The sequence below is a fragment of the Krasilnikovia sp. MM14-A1259 genome (genome assembly GCF_047159535.1).
Taxonomy (GTDB): Bacteria; Actinomycetota; Actinomycetes; order Mycobacteriales; family Micromonosporaceae; genus Actinoplanes.
On record NZ_BAAGAJ010000002.1, the window covers coordinates 5,984,485 to 5,999,358 of the forward strand.

At 71.2% G+C, this 14,874-nt stretch carries 13 protein-coding genes; 8 read left to right on the plus strand and 5 right to left on the minus strand.

Annotated elements, in window-relative coordinates:
• Positions 1-95 precede the first annotated feature (95 nt).
• Complete coding sequence (locus ACMCNK_RS27210; protein ID WP_412741011.1) at positions 96-995, plus strand: CDP-alcohol phosphatidyltransferase family protein; 900 nt, start codon at positions 96-98, stop codon at positions 993-995.
• A 58-nt stretch (positions 996-1,053) separates the two neighbouring features.
• On the opposite strand, the gene ACMCNK_RS27215 is transcribed toward ACMCNK_RS27210, so the two are convergent.
• The 3 genes from ACMCNK_RS27215 to ACMCNK_RS27225 form a co-directional block, all read right to left on the minus strand.
• Positions 1,054-2,298, minus strand: a complete 1,245-nt coding sequence (locus tag ACMCNK_RS27215; protein ID WP_412739183.1) for a phosphatidylserine decarboxylase — start codon at positions 2,296-2,298, stop codon at positions 1,054-1,056.
• A 99-nt stretch (positions 2,299-2,397) separates the two neighbouring features.
• Positions 2,398-2,760: a hypothetical protein gene (locus tag ACMCNK_RS27220; protein WP_412739184.1), complete on the minus strand. Its 363-nt coding sequence runs from the start codon at positions 2,758-2,760 to the stop codon at positions 2,398-2,400.
• Positions 2,757-4,301 carry a PspC domain-containing protein gene (locus ACMCNK_RS27225; protein WP_412739185.1) on the minus strand — a complete coding sequence of 515 codons (1,545 nt, stop codon included), beginning with the start codon at positions 4,299-4,301 and terminating at the stop codon, positions 2,757-2,759. Before ACMCNK_RS27225 ends, ACMCNK_RS27220 begins: the two co-directional genes overlap by 4 nt.
• Positions 4,302-4,635: 334 nt before the next feature.
• Between ACMCNK_RS27225 and ACMCNK_RS27230 the strand changes: the two genes are divergently transcribed.
• The 7 genes from ACMCNK_RS27230 to ACMCNK_RS27260 all read left to right on the plus strand — a co-directional run bounded on the left by ACMCNK_RS27230 (position 4,636) and on the right by ACMCNK_RS27260 (position 12,440).
• Entirely contained in the window at positions 4,636-5,922 is a 1,287-nt protein-coding gene (locus ACMCNK_RS27230; RefSeq protein ID WP_412741012.1) for a PspC domain-containing protein, read from the plus strand.
• The gene (locus ACMCNK_RS27235) at positions 5,919-6,587 is read left to right on the plus strand and encodes a response regulator (RefSeq protein ID WP_412739186.1); all 669 of its coding nucleotides are present in this window, start codon (positions 5,919-5,921) and stop codon (positions 6,585-6,587) included. Before ACMCNK_RS27230 ends, ACMCNK_RS27235 begins: the two co-directional genes overlap by 4 nt.
• A 167-nt stretch (positions 6,588-6,754) precedes the next feature.
• The gene (locus ACMCNK_RS27240) at positions 6,755-8,389 is read left to right on the plus strand and encodes a peptide ABC transporter substrate-binding protein (RefSeq protein WP_412739187.1); all 1,635 of its coding nucleotides are present in this window, start codon (positions 6,755-6,757) and stop codon (positions 8,387-8,389) included.
• Positions 8,390-8,510: 121 nt separating this feature from the next.
• Positions 8,511-9,437, plus strand: a complete 927-nt coding sequence (locus ACMCNK_RS27245; RefSeq protein ID WP_412739188.1) for an ABC transporter permease — start codon at positions 8,511-8,513, stop codon at positions 9,435-9,437.
• Positions 9,430-10,359, plus strand: a complete 930-nt coding sequence (locus tag ACMCNK_RS27250; RefSeq protein WP_412739189.1) for an ABC transporter permease — start codon at positions 9,430-9,432, stop codon at positions 10,357-10,359. The genes ACMCNK_RS27245 and ACMCNK_RS27250 overlap by 8 nt, the downstream gene beginning before the upstream one ends.
• A gap of 54 nt (positions 10,360-10,413) precedes the next feature.
• A complete protein-coding gene (locus tag ACMCNK_RS27255) occupies positions 10,414-11,439 on the plus strand; it encodes an ABC transporter ATP-binding protein (RefSeq protein WP_412739190.1) in 1,026 nt (341 codons plus the stop codon).
• Entirely contained in the window at positions 11,436-12,440 is a 1,005-nt protein-coding gene (locus ACMCNK_RS27260) for an ABC transporter ATP-binding protein (RefSeq protein ID WP_412739191.1), read from the plus strand. The genes ACMCNK_RS27255 and ACMCNK_RS27260 overlap by 4 nt, the downstream gene beginning before the upstream one ends.
• A 32-nt stretch (positions 12,441-12,472) precedes the next feature.
• On the opposite strand, the gene ACMCNK_RS27265 is transcribed toward ACMCNK_RS27260, so the two are convergent.
• Both ACMCNK_RS27265 and ACMCNK_RS27270 read right to left on the minus strand, forming a co-directional pair.
• Positions 12,473-12,763, minus strand: coding sequence for a chorismate mutase (locus ACMCNK_RS27265; protein ID WP_412739192.1), 291 nt, complete (start codon positions 12,761-12,763; stop codon positions 12,473-12,475).
• A 219-nt stretch (positions 12,764-12,982) separates the two neighbouring features.
• A complete protein-coding gene (locus ACMCNK_RS27270) occupies positions 12,983-14,827 on the minus strand; it encodes a bifunctional metallophosphatase/5'-nucleotidase (RefSeq protein WP_412739193.1) in 1,845 nt (614 codons plus the stop codon).
• Positions 14,828-14,874: the final 47 nt, after the last annotated feature.

The following is a 14,874-nucleotide window of genomic DNA, read 5'->3' on the forward strand; positions in this document are numbered from 1 at the left end:
ATCCCACGATGGAGGAGCACGTGCCGAGAACCCCTTGGCGCCGGCGTCGTACGACGGATAGTCCCCGTCCCGCCGGACGTCGTTGGGCAGGCCGGCTGCGCCGGGGCGGAACGATCGCCCGGCAGGCCCTGCTGGTCCGGGTCGGACGCCGCTCCGGCGACGCAGGCCGGGCGGCTACCGCCACCCGGGCCGAGGTGATCTACACAGGCACCGACACCGTCACGTACCCGTACGGGGGACGGGTCGTGCCCAGCCCGGCGGCCCATCTGCCGACGCAGGCCCCGGCCGCCGAGGCGGAGAACACATCACTGCTGCCCGGCGAGCAGACCTTCGCCCGCCGCATGCGCTTCGCCCTGGTCAACTCGTGCACCCTGGCCAGCCTGAGCCTCGGCCTGCTGGCGATCTTCCTGGCGATGCACGGCGACACCCGGCTCGCGGCCGGCTGCCTCGTCGCCTGCGTGGCCTTCGACGGGCTCGACGGCGCGCTCGCCCGCAAGCTGGGCGTGTCCAGCGCGTTCGGCGCGCAGATGGACTCGCTGGCCGACATGTGCTCGTTCGGCCTGGCCGCCCCGGTCGTCGTGTACGCCTCCCTGGCGCACACGGTGCCCACCGCCGCGGCCGCCATCGCCTGCATCATGGTCGCCGGCTGCGCCGCGATCCGGCTGGCCCGCTTCAACGTCTCGCCCAAGGACGGCAAGTTCTTCTGCGGCGTACCGACCACCATGGCCGCCGCGGTGCTGGCCCTGACGGTGCTCATCGGGCTGCCGATTCCCGGCATCGCGCTGCTCGCCGGGGTCGCCCTGCTGGCGTTCGCGATGGTGTCGAGCTTCCCGTACGCGAAGCTCGCCCGGATCGTGAAGCTGCCGCCGTGGCTGTGGCTGCTGCCGATCGTCGGCGCGCTGGTCGATGCCCGGCTGACGTTCGTCTTCCTGGTCACCGCGTACCTGGTCAGCGGCCCGGTCCTGTGGCTGCGCACCCGCCGCGCCACGGCCTGACCGACAACGAAACGAGGCCACCCCGGTTCGCCGGGGTGGCCTCCGTTCTTTCCGGGTCTCAGAGCCAGCGGGCGATGACCGAGCTGGCGCCGATCACGCGGTCGCCCGCCGCCACCGTCGCCTCAGCGCGGTCCGCGGGCAGGTAGACGTCGGTGCGCGAACCGAACCGGATCAGGCCCAGCCGCTCACCGCGCGCGACCAGCGAGCCGACCGGCGTGCGCTGCACGATCCGGCGGGCGATCAGGCCCGTACGCTGCGCCACCACCACCGTGCCGTGCGCGGTGTCCAGGACCGTGTACGCGGCCACGTTGTGCTCGGCCGCGGCGGTCATCGCGTTCGCGTACCCGCCGTCCTCGACGAAGTAGTCCGTGACGCGGCCGGCCACCGGCACCCGGTTGACGTGCACGTCGAGCACGGACAGGAACACCGCCACGCGCAGGAACTCACCGTCGCCGAACCGCTCGTCGCGGATCCGCTCGACCGACAGCACCCGGCCGTCGCTGGCCGCCACGATCGCGTCGGCGTCACCCGGCACGTCCCGCTCCGGGTCGCGGAAGAACGCCGCGACCGGGGCCGCCGCCAACGCGGGGAGCAGCCACCACTTCGACTTCGGGCGGGCCGAGCGAGCCAGCGCCGCCAGGCCGAGGGCGATTCCGGCGGCGGCGACGCCGTTCGAGTCGATGTGCATCGTGCGGGTGAGCGGCACGCTCGACGTGCGGTACGCGGGCGCCAGCGTCGCGGCGACCGCGGTGTCGGCCGGAGTGAAGCGCAGCCGGTGCACCCGCATCGGCGGCTGGTTACGCAGTACCAGGTCGGAACCGATCCCGAACAGCGCGCTCTGCCGGAACATCTCGGCGGCCGCGCCGCCCGTCCGGCCGGGCACCGCCGGGGTCGCCACCGTGACCACCGCGCCGTCGGTGAGGTACTTGCCGAGCCCGTCGAGCAGCGCCCGGACCTCATCGGCGGTGCCGGTCAGCGGCTCGGCCACGATCACCACGTCGGCCGGCTCGGCCTCGGCGAGCGACTCCACGATCCGTACGCGGTCGGCGATCCAGCTGCCCAGCCCGGTGATGTGATCACGCAACAGCGCCGAGGTGGTGCGCTCACCCGGGACCAGGGTCAGGGTGTCGCCGGGCAGCAGCGACTCCAGCGCGGCGGCGACCACGTCGCTCGCGTGGTCCGCACCGATCACGAGCGCCGAGCTGGCGGCGCTGCGCCGGGCGAACTCGGCGGTCAGGGCGCGGGCGGCGCGATGGCCGATGCCGGCCACGGGTGCCACGGAGACGGCGGGATACGGCGTCATGAGTTTCGGGCTCCTCGCGCGCGAAGTCATACAGACTCCGACGAGCATATTGCGCCGCCCGCCGCGCACACCCGCGGGTGCGGCGGCGGGCGGCGCGTGTCACGCCCCGTCGCGTCGCGGCGGCTCCTGCTGCTCCGCCGGACTGGGTTCCAGGTCGAGCCGTTCCGTGGGGTTGTCGAGCAGTTCCCGGACGATGTCGGCGTGCATCCCCGGCGGCAGGTCACCGGGGGTCTCCAGCTCGGTCTCGGCGGCCACCGGCGGAGCCTGCACCTCGGTGCGCCGGCCCGACCGGATCGCACCCAGCAGCCCGATCACCCCGAACAGGATCAGCACCATCGCGGCCAGCCAGCCCAGTCCTGGCAGGCGAACCGTGACGACCTGGGAGATCGCCCACCAGGCGGCCACCCCGATGAAGATCAGGCCGAAGCTCAGCGAGACGCCGTCGGTACGGTGCGGCCTCATCGGGTCACCTCCACGTTGCCCGTGTTCATCCGGATGTCCAGCTTCAGCGTGCCGCCGCCCGTGCCGTCCGGGCCCAGGTCGACGACCTGCTGCTGACTGAGGTTGTCGCCGTCCCACTCGTGGCCCAGTACGAGCGCCCGGCCCCGGTCGAGATGCACCGATGCGGTGGTGTCGACCTTCCCCGGCAGCAGCACCCGGAGCTGGCCGAACTTCATCTGCACCGTGGTCTGCTGGGTCTGCCCCGCGAAGTCCACGTCACGCAGGTCCAGCGTGGCGTCGCCGACCGTGAAGTCGTACCGGTCAGCCACGGCGGCCAGGCTCGCCGGGCGGTACACGTTGCTGCCGATATCGCCGCCCCACTGCTGCGCACCGGACGAGACCAGCAGCCCGAACGTGGTGAGCAGAGCCAGCGCGATCAGGCCGCGGGCGCGGCCGAACCACGTACCGATCAGCAGGCCGAGGCCGATGGTGGCAAGCGCCGCTGCGAAGTACCCCGGGACGGGCACGCTCGCGCCGGACAGGTCCGCCAGCGCCAGCACCCCCAGCACCAGGACGACCGCGAAGAACGTGATCCGGCCGAGCTTGGAACGCTCGCGCCGCGGCTTGGGCGGCTTCGGCGCGGCGGCCTGCGGCGCCGGCCCGTACGGTGCCTGGCCCGCGCTGCCGGCCCAGGGCCCGTGCGGTGCGAACGGCGCCCGGTAGCCGCCCGCCGGCGGGGCGAGCGGTGGCAGGTAGCCGGGCGGTGCCGGCCGCGGCGGGGCAGGCGGCAAATCCCCGGGGCCCGCGTGCAACGGCATCTGCGCGGTCGCATCCGCCGGCACGTAGCCGGGCGGGGTCGGCGGCACACCGCCGGACGGCCCGCTGCTCCCCAAGGGCCCGCTGCCCACGGTGGTTCCGGTGCCGAGCGTGGGTCCGCTGCCCAGCGTGGCCGTGCCGTGCTCCGCGGCGCCGCCCTCTGCGGGGCCTGCCATCCGCGTCCCCGGCGCAGCTGCCGTCATCGGGTCAGCGGAGGGCGAGGTGCCCGGCATGGTCTGGCCGCGCGCCGGGCCGGCTCCCGCCCCGGCCGCAGGATCAGCACCGTACGGTCCGGACGCGCCCGGATCCGGCGTCGCGGCGCCGGAGTTGCGCCTGATCAGCAATGCTGCGCCAACCAGCACCGCGGCACCGAGCAGAGTGGCGCGGAAGCCGTCCTGGACGATGAACGCGAAGGTGAGCACGGTGGCCGCGCCGAGCAACACCACGGACAGCGGCGCCATGCGGGACCGGCCGCGACCCAGCAGCGATTCGACCGGGGACGCGGTGTCGCCCTCGGCCGGGATGATCAGCCAGCCCATGAGGTACAGCAGCAGGCCGACGCCGCCGAAGAAGCCCAGGACCACGAGCAGTACGCGCCACAGGACCGGGTCGGTGTTGGTGGCCCGGCCGATGGCCGCGCACACGCCCGCGACGTACCGGCCGCTCGCCGGCCGGATCAGCCGCTCACGGGCGAACGAGGGGCTGCCCGAAGCGTCGAACCACGGCGGAGGCGCTGCCGGGGGCACCTGCCCTCCTGGCGGCGGCACCTGGCCTGCTGGCGGCACCGGCCCTCCTGGCGGCGGCACCTGGCCTCCCGGTGGCGGCACCTGGGCTGCCGGCGGTGGGTCTGCTGGCGGCGGCGGGGGCGGGCTCGGGGCAGCGGAAGGTGCCGGTGCGTCCTGCGACGGACCGGTACCCGTCGTGGCCGGTCGGGACCCGGCAGCTTCGTCGGTCATGGCTCGATACTGATTGTCGTCCGGCCCCAGGCGCCTCAGGCACGGATCCTGAGGCCACCCTGAGAAACGGCAGGCGCAGAGGTGGGGGTGTCCCCCGTGGCCGCGGCGGGCCGTACGTGTGACGATCGGAGTCGAACCGAGGGAGGACACGATCAGCGCCACCGCCACGCAGCCGCCGCGCCGCCTGTACCGGCCGCGCGACCACCGCATCGTCTCGGGGGTCGCGTCCGGGCTGGCGCGCCACCTCGGCGTGCCCGTGCTCGCGGTACGCGTCGCGTTCGTCGTCCTGCTCGGCTTCAACGGCCTGGGTCTCATGCTGTACGCCGCGTTCTGGGCGGTTCTGCCGCAGGAGCAGGCCACCGGTGAGCCGCGGGCCCGCCGGGACTGGGGAGCGCTGCTGCCGTTCGCCGCGATCGGCGCCGGGGTGGTGCTGCTGCAGAGCCTCGTGTTCGGTGATCGCGGCGCCGGGACGGCCGGCTGGCTCGTCGCGGTCATCGCGGTGGGTGCCGGGGTGATCTGGCACCAGTCCGACCCGACCCGGCGCGGGCACTGGGCGGACAATGCCGCCCACCTGCCGTGGGTGGCGGCCGTGGTGGCGGAGAGCGACCGGCGTTCCTTCCTGTTCCGCTTCATCGGCGGCGGGGTTCTGGTGGCGGTCGGCATCATCGGCGTCGTCGCGGTGTACGCCCCCGCCGGCAGTCTCTCCTCGGTGCTCAACGGCGTGCTGTTCGCCCTGGTCGGCCTGGTCGGGGTGGGCGTGGTCGTGGCGCCGCTGCTGTGGCGTACGTTCGGCCAGCTGCGCGCGGAGCGGGAGGGCCGGATCCGGGAGCAGGAGCGCGCCGAACTGGCCGCGATGATCCACGACCAGGTGCTGCACACCCTGGCCCTGATCCAGCGCAACTCCACGGACATCAAGGAGGTCCAGCGGCTGGCCCGTGGCCAGGAGCGCAGCCTGCGGAGCTGGCTGTACAAGCCGACCGCGTCGCCGACGGAGAAGTTCGGTGCGGCGATGGAGCAGGCCGCGGCCGAGGTGGAGGACACCTACGCGATCACGGTCGAGGCGGTCGTGGTGGGGGACACGGACTGCGACGAGCGGGTCGCCGCGCTGGTGGCCGCCGCCCGCGAAGCGATGGTCAACGCGGCCCGGCACGCCGGGGTGCAGACCGTGTCGCTGTACGCGGAGGTGGAGGCGGACGAGTTGAGCGTGTTCGTGCGCGACCGCGGGGCGGGTTTCGCGCTGGATGACGTCGAGGAGAGCCGGCACGGCGTGCGCGGCTCGATCATCGGGCGGATGAAGCGGCACGGCGGGCGCGCGGAGATCCGCAGCGCCCCGGGTGACGGTACGGAGGTCCGGCTCACCCTGCCCGCCACGCGGGAGGGCGTGACCGCGTCGAAGGAGGCAGCGAAATGACGGAAGCGGCGGACGAGGCCCCGGCCCGGCGGCTGACGGTGTTCCTGGTGGACGACCACGCGATGTTCCGCGCCGGGGTACGCGCGGAACTGGGCGCGCACGTCGACGTGGTCGGGGAGGCCAGCACGGTCACCGAGGCGGTGTCCCGGATCGCGGCGGCGCTGCCGGACGTGGTGCTGCTGGACGTGCACATGCCCGACGGGGGCGGCCGGGCGGTGCTGGACGCGATGCGCCGTACGCATCCGCAGGTGAAGTTCCTGGCGCTGAGCGTGTCGGACGCGGCGGAGGACGTGATCGGCCTGATCCGGGCCGGTGCCCGCGGCTACGTCACGAAGACGATCTCCCCGGACGAACTGGCCGCGGCGATCCGCCGGGTGGCCGACGGCGATGCGGTGTTCAGCCCCCGGCTCGCGGGTTTCGTGCTGGACGCGTTCGCGTCCCGGCCGGACGTGCCGATCGCGGATCCCGAGCTCGACCAGCTCACCAACCGGGAGCGGGAGGTGCTGCGGCTGCTGGCCCGCGGGTACGCGTACAAGGAGATCGCCAAGGAGCTGTACATCTCCATCAAGACCGTGGAGACCCACGTCTCGAATGTGCTGCGCAAGCTGCAGATGTCGAACAGGTACGAGTTGTCCCGATGGGCGGCGGACCGGCGGCTGGTCTGAGGCTCCCATTACCGACCCGAAGTCGGTATTGTCTACGGCCGCAGCGGTATCGGCTTGGTAACAGCCTGCGCTGGTCACAGCAGCTTGTGTCACACTCACCTGCTGATTCACCCCCCCACGCGCTCAACCCCACGCGCGCGCGTTCCCGGAGAAGGAGGCATCGCCCCATGCCTGCACACAGCCTGTGGAAGGTGGCGGCCACTGCGTCCGCCGTCGTCTTGGTAGCCGCCGGCTGTAGTGGTGACGGGACCGAGGACACCGAATCCCTGCCGAACAGCATCGTCATTGGCATCGGGGAGCCGCAGCACCTGATCCCGACGAACACCACCGAGTCGGGCGGCTCCCAGGTCCTCTCCTCGCTGTTCTACCCGCTCGTGAACTTCAACGAGAAGAACGAGCCGGTGGAGGTCGCGGCCGAGAGCATCACGTCCCCGGACAACAAGGTCTGGACGGTGAAGCTCAAGCCCGACTTCACCTTCAGCAACGGCGAACCGGTCGTCGCGGACAACTACATCGACGCGTGGAACTACGGGGCCTACGCCCCCAATGCCCAGCTCGCCTCGTACTTCTTCGAGCGCATCGAGGGGTACGCCGACCTGCAGTCCAAGGACCCGGACGGCCCCGGCCCGGAGAAGGCGCCCGAGCCCAAGGCCAAGGCGCTGCGCGGCCTGAAGAGGGTCGACGACCACACCTTCACGATCACGCTGTCGGCGCCGTTTGCGGGCTGGAAGTCCGTCCTCGGCTACAACGCCTTCTACCCGCTGCCCAAGGCGGCGTTCTCCGCCCCGGGCGTGATCAAGGAAGGCTTCGAGGACGCGATCATCGGCAACGGCCCGTTCAAGCTGAAGGGCAAGTGGGAGCACGACGCGCAGATCCAGGTGGAGAAGGTCGCCGACTTCAAAGGTACGGTGCCGAAGGTCGACGCGATCACCTGGAAGATCTACCAGGACCAGCAGGCCGAATACGCCGACCTGGTGGCCGGCAACGTCGACGTGCAGACCCAGATCCCGATCGAGAGCCTGGCCCAGGCCTCAAGCGACCTCGGGGACCGCTTCCAGAAGAGCCCGAACTCGTCGTTCGCGTTCGTGGGCTTCCCGACGTTCGAGAAGGACTTCGCCAAGCCTGAGGTGCGGCGTGCGCTGTCGATGGCGATCAACCGGCAGGAGATGACGGACCAGATCTTCCAGGGTTCGCAGACCCCGGCCACCTCGTTCGTCTCGCCGGTGGTGGCGGGCTACCGCCCGAACGCCTGCGGTGAGAACTGCGAGTACAACCCGGCCAAGGCCAAGCAGGTGTACACGGCGGCCGGCGGGCCGGCGACGATCCAGATCGCGTACAACGCCGACGGTGGTCACAAGGCGTGGATCGACGCCATGTGCAACCAGATCAAGTCGTCGCTCGGGGTCAACTGCACCGGCAACCCCGTACCGAAGTTCACGGACATGCTCACCAAGGTGGAGAAGAAGGAGCCGGTGGGCCTGATCCGGATGAGCTGGGGCATGGACTACCCGCTCATGGAGAACTACCTCGGGCCGCTGTACACCACGACCGGCTCGGCGAACGACTACGGCTACAGCAACCCCGCCTTCGACAGCCTGGTCAAGGAGGGCTCCGAGGCCAAGACGAACGCGGCGGCGATCAAGAAGTGGCAGCAGGCCGAGGACATCCTCGCCCAGGACATGCCGGTCATCCCGCTGCGCTTCGGGCAGAACGTGTTCGGCTACTCCGAGAAGGTCGACAGTGTGACCGTGGACCTGTTCTCGAAGGTCGACATTTACCACATCGAGGTCGCCAACTTCTGACGCCGACCAGTGGCGCCGCGGGCCGTGTCACCCGCGGCGTCACTGTCTTGCTCCACCCCGCAGGTTCGCTGTGCTCACGAGGCCGGGAGCCGCTTGTCCGCCAAAAGGGGCTAAATCCGACATGTTCCGCTACATCGTGCGGCGCCTGCTGCAGATGGTGCTCACCTTCTTCGGCGCCACGTTCCTCGTGTACGCGCTGACGTTCGCCAACGCGGACGACCCCATCCAGGCGCTGGTCGGGGAAAAGCCCATCACGGAGAACGTGAAGCGCGCCCTGACCGAGCGCTACCACCTCGACGACCCGTTCATGGTGCAGTACTGGTACTACGTCAAGGGGCTGCTCACCGGTGACCTGGGCCGGTCGCTCACCGGCCGCAAGATCAGCGAGATGCTGGCTCAGGCGTGGCCGGTGACGATCAAGCTGGCCCTCATCGCGATCGTCATTTCGGCGGCCGTCGCGCTCACCGCCGGGGTCGTCTCGGGCATCCGGCGCGGCAGCATCTTCGACAACATCACGCTGGTCCTCACGCTGGTCGTGCTCGCCCTGCCGATCGTGGTGCTCGCCCCGCTCGCGCGGCTGGTGTTCGGCATCCAGCTCGGCTGGTTCCCGCCCACCGCCGGGCGCGATTCCAGCCTGTACGCGCTGCTGCTGCCCGCGTTCGTACTGGGCAGCCTGGTGGTGGCCACGCAGCTGCGGGTGACCCGCGCGTCCGTGGCGGAGAACCTGCGCACCGACTACGTGCGTACGGCGCGGGCCAAGGGGCTGTCCCGGCGCCGGGTGATCGGGGTGCACGTCCTGCGCAACTCGCTCATCCCGGTGGTCACGCTGATCGGGGTGGACATCGGCGTACTGATGTCGGGGGCCATCGTCACCGAGGGGACGTTCAACATCCCCGGGGTCGGCTTCAACCTGCTGCGCGGCATCCGGACCGAGGACGGCCCGCTGGTGGTCGGCTTCGTCAGCGTCCTGGTGGTCGTGTTCCTCGTCGTCAACCTGATCGTCGACCTGCTGTACGCGGCCCTGGACCCGAGGATCCGCTATGAGTGATCTCGAAGCCGTTACCACCGCCGAGGCGCCCGCCGTGAGCGGCGGGCCGCGGCACGCCGGGGAACGATCCCGCAGCCTGGCCAGCGACGCCTGGGACGACCTGCGCCGCAGCAAGATCTTCTGGGTCGCCGCGGTGCTGGTCACGCTCGTCCTGATCATGGCGGCGTTCCCGTCGCTGTTCACCTCGGCCGACCCTCAGGCGTGCGCGCTGAGCAAGCAGTACCACGGCCCGGACGCCTCCGCCCCGTTCGGATACGACTTTCAGGGCTGCAACGTGTACGCCCGGACCGTCTACGGCGCCCGTACCTCGATCGTGGTCGGCGTGCTGGCCACGCTCATCGCGGGCGTCATCGCGCTGACCATCGGACTCACCGCGGGTTTCTTCGGCCGGTGGGTCGACGCGGTGCTGTCCCGGTTCATCGACATCGTGCTCGGCGTCCCGTTCCTGCTTGCCGCGATCGTGCTGGCCAAGCGGCTGTCCGCCGGGACGCACAGCACCGGCGTCCTGGCCGTCACGGTGACCCTGGGCATCCTGGGCTGGACCACGGCCGCCCGGATCATGCGGTCCGCGGTGATCGCGGCCCGCAACCAGGACTACGTCGCCGCCGCGCGGATGCTCGGCGCCGGCCCGATGCGACTGATGATGCGCCACATCCTGCCGAACTCGATTGCGTCGTTCATCGTCGTGCTGACGATCCTGCTCGGCGTGAACATCGCCGGCGAGGCGACCCTGTCGTACCTGGGTATCGGGCTCAAGGGCGACGCGATCAGCTGGGGCATCGCGATCAACGAGGCCAGCCCGAACGTCCGCACCGCGGCCGGGCCGCTGATCTGGCCGTCGCTGTTCCTCGCCATGACCGTGCTGGCCTTCATCATGCTGGGCGACGCCATCCGCGACGCCTTCGACCCGAAGCTGCGGTGACCCCATGACCGACTGCACCGCGCGAACCAACGGCATGCGAAGGGAGGCACGAGGATGACGGACATCATGGCCGACGTGCACCTGCCCGGCACGGACCCCCGGGCCCCGCTGCTGGAGGTCGACGACCTGCACGTGGAGTTCCGCACCCGCGACGGCGTGGCCCACGCGGTCAACGGCGCGGGCCTGCGGCTGGCGCCGGGGGAGACCCTGGCGCTGCTCGGCGAGTCGGGCTGCGGCAAGTCCGTGACCGCCCAGGCGATCATGGGGATCCTGGACACCCCGCCCGGACACATCACCCGCGGCGAGATCCGCTACCGCGGCGTCGACCTGCTGCGCCTGCCCGAGGCGCAGCGCAGCACGGTCCGCGCCAACCGGATCGCGATGATCTTCCAGGACGCCCTGTCCGCGCTGAACCCGGTGTACACGGTCGGGTTCCAGCTCGCCGAGCTGTTCCGCGTGCACCGCGGCATGTCGCGGCGTGACGCCAGGCAGCGCGCCGTCGAGCTGCTGGACCGGGTGCGCATCCCGGCCGCCGCCACCCGGATCGGCGACTACCCGCACCAGTTCTCCGGCGGCATGCGGCAACGCGTCATGATCGCGATGGCGCTCGCGCTCGACCCGGACGTCCTCATCGCGGACGAGCCCACCACCGCGCTCGACGTGACCGTGCAGGCGCAGATCATGGGGCTTCTGGCCGAGCTGCAGCGCGAACGCAACATGGGACTGCTGCTCATCACGCACGACATGGGTGTGGTCGCGGACGTCGCGGACCGGATCGCGGTCATGTACGCGGGCCGGGTCGTCGAGGAGGCGCCGGTCTACGACATCTACGACCGGCCGGGACACCCGTACACGAAGGCCCTGCTGGAGTCGATCCCGCGGCTGGACATGAAGGGGCGCCAGCTCAACGTCATCCAGGGACTTCCGCCGTCGCTGACGAACATCCCGCCCGGGTGCCCGTTCAACCCGCGGTGCGCGTACGCCCGCGACGTCTGCCGCTACGAACCGCCGCCCGCACACACGATCGCCCCGCGGCGCCACGTCCGTTGCCATTTCTGGGGGGAGGTCGTGGCCCGATGAGCGACGTCGTGCTGGAGACCCGCGGCCTGGTCAAGCACTTCCCGATCACCCGCGGCATCGTGTTCCGCTCCGCGGTCGGGTCGGTCCGCGCGGTCGACGGGGTGGACCTGCAGCTGCGCCGCGGCGAGACCCTCGGGGTGGTCGGGGAGTCGGGCTGCGGCAAGTCCACGCTCGCGAAGCTGCTGGTCGGGCTGGAGAAGCCGACCTCGGGCTCGGTCATGGTGCGCGGTGAGGACATGGTTCGCCTGTCCGGTGCGGCGCTGCGTCGTGCCCGCCGCAACATCCAGATGGTGATGCAGGACCCGTACACGTCGCTGAACCCGCGGATGACGGTCGGGGACATCGTGGGCGAGCCGTTCGAGATCCACCCCGACGTGGCGCCCAAGGGCAGCCGGGTCCGCCTGGTGCAGGAGCTGCTCGACACGGTCGGGCTGAACCCGGACCACGTGAACCGGTACCCGCATCAGTTCTCCGGTGGTCAGCGGCAGCGGATCGGCATCGCCCGGGCGCTGGCCCTGCGGCCGGAGATCATCGTCTGCGACGAGCCGGTGTCGGCGCTGGACGTGTCGATCCAGGCGCAGGTCATCAACCTGCTGGAAGGCCTGCAGAACGAGTTCGGGCTGTCGTACATCTTCATCGCCCACGACCTGTCCGTCGTCCGGCACATCAGCGACCGGGTCGCGGTCATGTACCTCGGGAAGATCGTGGAGGAGGGCGGGGACGCCGACATCTACGAGCAGCCGACCCACCCGTACACGCAGGCGCTGTTGTCGGCCGTGCCCGTGCCGGATCCGCGGCTGCGCGGCCGCCGCGCCCACATCGTGCTGGAGGGCGACGTCCCGTCACCGGCCGATCCACCGTCCGGATGCCGCTTCCGCACCCGCTGCTGGAAGGCCCAGCCGGGGTGCGCCCAGCACGAGCCGCTGCTGCAGATCCGGGAGCGCTCGGCACACCCGAGCGCCTGCCACTTCGCCGACCCGCGCCCGCTGCTGCCCCGCTGACCCGCCGACCCGCTGGCTCGCCGGCCGGCAGGTCAGAGCGGGCCGCGGCCGGCGCGCAGCAGCAGCAGGGCGACCTGAGTGCCGTCCGCGCCCAGGGCCTCGCGGAAGCGCTCGACGATCTCCCGCTCGCGGGACAACACCAGGCGGGTGCCGCCGGAGGCCATCCGGGTACGCCCGACCTCCTGGGAGAGCCGGGCCCGCTCCAGCCACAGGTCGATCAGGGCCTGGTCGATCTCGTCGATGCGCTCGCGGATCGTACGGATCTCGTCCGCGGCGCCGGTCGCGGCTGCGCCGGTCGTGGTGTCGAGCGTGTCGGCGGTCATGTCGTGCTCCTCGGGTGCGTGCGCCCCGGTCTGCCGGGCCCGGGCAGCATCAAGCCCCGGGCTGGGAAGCCCGGGGCTCGATGTAGGTCTGTCGTTCAGACGCGTCCTACGGCGGCCGGACTTCCGGTGCCATAGGAGAAAAATCGCGCCTGCTGGGTCACGCAGCCGAGTATGCCCTGGCTCCGGGCCGCTCCGCAAGGAAACGGCCCGGAGGGTGAATCAGGAAACCGTCGTGATCCGGTCGACCGGGCCGGGCGCGACCGGCGCGCCGGCACCGAGGTACGCCACCAGCGCGTCGATGTCGAAGCCGGGGGCGGTGGTGCGGTCCGTGCCCGCCGAGAAGTTGGTGAACCCGTCCCCGCCGTTTGCCAGGAAGTCGTTCGAGGTCACCCGGTAGGTGGCCGCCGGGTCGATCGCCACGCCGTCGAGCTTCAGGTCCTGGACCTTGCTGCCCGGCGCCGCCGAGGCGCTCCACGTGTACGTGAGGCCCTTGGACACCTGCAGGATCTTCTGGGTGGTCTGCCCGCCGAACCCGACGAACTGCTGCTCCAGGATGTTCTTGAGCTGTGCGCCGGTCAGGGTCTGGGTGACCACGAGGTTGTTGAACGGCTGCACCGTGAACGCCTCGCCGTACGTGACCTGGCCGATCTGCTCGCCGCCCGAGATCGCCTCGGCGTCGAAGTCGGCGCGGATGCCGCCCGGGTTCATCAGCGCGAGCTGGGCGCCCTGGTTCTTCGTGTACGCGAGCTGACCGTCCGCGATGACGTCGCCGAGCGGGCTCTCCCCTGCCGGGCCGGCGGTGCGCACGATGTCACCGGTGATGGAGCCCACGACGCGGTTGGCGATCGGGGCCACCGCGGTGCGGTACTTGTCCGCGACCTTCTTGGCCGCCGGGTCCACCGTGTCGGGGTTCTTCAGGAAGACGCCCTTGGCGTCCTTGAGCCAGCCGCCGTGACCGTCGGAGACGCCGTTCTCGACGACTACGTTGTGTGCGGTGACCTCGGCGAACCGGCCGGTACGCCGGTCCAGCGTGTAGTCGATGTCGGTGATCAACTGGCCGTTGCTGCCGGCGCTGGTGACCACGGAGGTGCCGGCCCGGTTCGGCAGCGTGCACGAGTAGAACTTGTGGGTGTGGCCGGAGACGACCAGGCTGAACTCGGGGTTGAGCCCGGCCACGATCGGCACCAGGGCCCCGTTGAAGTTGACGCAGTCCGAGACGCCGGCGGTGGTGCCGGCGGGCGGGTTCTGCTGGCCACCCTCGTGCACGAGCAGTACCTGCGCCTTGACGCCGAACAGCTTCAGCAGGTTGCCCCACTTGTTGGCGGTCTCGACCTCGTCGGCGAAGCGTACGTTCTTGATGCCCGCCGGGTTGACGATCCCGGCCGTGCCCTCCAGGGTCAGGCCGACGAACCCGACCGGCACGCCGCCGACGAACCGGATGTCGATCGGCGGCAGGATCGGCAGGCCGGTCTTCTTGTTGATCGTGTTGGCGGCCAGGTACGTGAAGTCCGCGCCGCCGAAGCCGTCGCCGTCCTGGCAGCCGTCGACCGGGTGGCATCCGCCGCGCTGCAGCCGCAGCAGCTCGGACACGCCCTCGTCGAACTCGTGGTTGCCGACCGAGGTGACCTGGAGGCCGACCTCGTTCATCAGCTCGATCGTGGGCTCGTCGTGGAACGCGGCGCTGACCAGCGGGGTGCCCCCGACCAGGTCGCCCGCGCCGACCGTCATGGTCTTGCGGCCGTCGGCGGCGGCCTCCGCGCGCAGCTTCTTCAGCCACGTGGCCAGGTATTCGACGCCGCCCGCGGGGACGCCGTTGACGGCCGCGCCGCTGCCGCCGGGCGGGTCGATCGCGCCGTGGAAGTCGTTGTAGCTGAGGAACTGGCCTTTGACGGTCCGGCTCAGGGGCAGCCCGTACGAGACGGTGGCGGGGGCGAGCCCGGGCAGCGGTGCCGCGGCGGCGGTGGTGCTCTGGATCAGCGGCAGTGTGGCCACGACTGTCAGAGCCAGAGCGGACGCCGCGAGGTGGCGCAGCGTCGCCCTGCCGCGAAGGCGAGGGTGGTTCATGTTTATTCGGTCTCCCGGTCGGGGTACGGTTCCTGACGATCGTCGAT

Coding starts and splice junctions, on each gene's coding strand:
- ACMCNK_RS27250 (WP_412739189.1), top strand. CDS start 9,430: ATGAGTGATCTCGAAGCCGTTACCACCGCCGAGGCGCCCGCCGTGAGC.
- ACMCNK_RS27245 (WP_412739188.1), top strand. CDS start 8,511: ATGTTCCGCTACATCGTGCGGCGCCTGCTGCAGATGGTGCTCACCTTC.
- ACMCNK_RS27255 (WP_412739190.1), top strand. CDS start 10,414: ATGACGGACATCATGGCCGACGTGCACCTGCCCGGCACGGACCCCCGG.
- ACMCNK_RS27260 (WP_412739191.1), top strand. CDS start 11,436: ATGAGCGACGTCGTGCTGGAGACCCGCGGCCTGGTCAAGCACTTCCCG.
- ACMCNK_RS27220 (WP_412739184.1), bottom strand. CDS start 2,760: ATGAGGCCGCACCGTACCGACGGCGTCTCGCTGAGCTTCGGCCTGATC.
- ACMCNK_RS27265 (WP_412739192.1), bottom strand. CDS start 12,763: ATGACCGCCGACACGCTCGACACCACGACCGGCGCAGCCGCGACCGGC.
- ACMCNK_RS27270 (WP_412739193.1), bottom strand. CDS start 14,827: ATGAACCACCCTCGCCTTCGCGGCAGGGCGACGCTGCGCCACCTCGCG.
- ACMCNK_RS27240 (WP_412739187.1), top strand. CDS start 6,755: ATGCCTGCACACAGCCTGTGGAAGGTGGCGGCCACTGCGTCCGCCGTC.
- ACMCNK_RS27235 (WP_412739186.1), top strand. CDS start 5,919: ATGACGGAAGCGGCGGACGAGGCCCCGGCCCGGCGGCTGACGGTGTTC.
- ACMCNK_RS27215 (WP_412739183.1), bottom strand. CDS start 2,298: ATGACGCCGTATCCCGCCGTCTCCGTGGCACCCGTGGCCGGCATCGGC.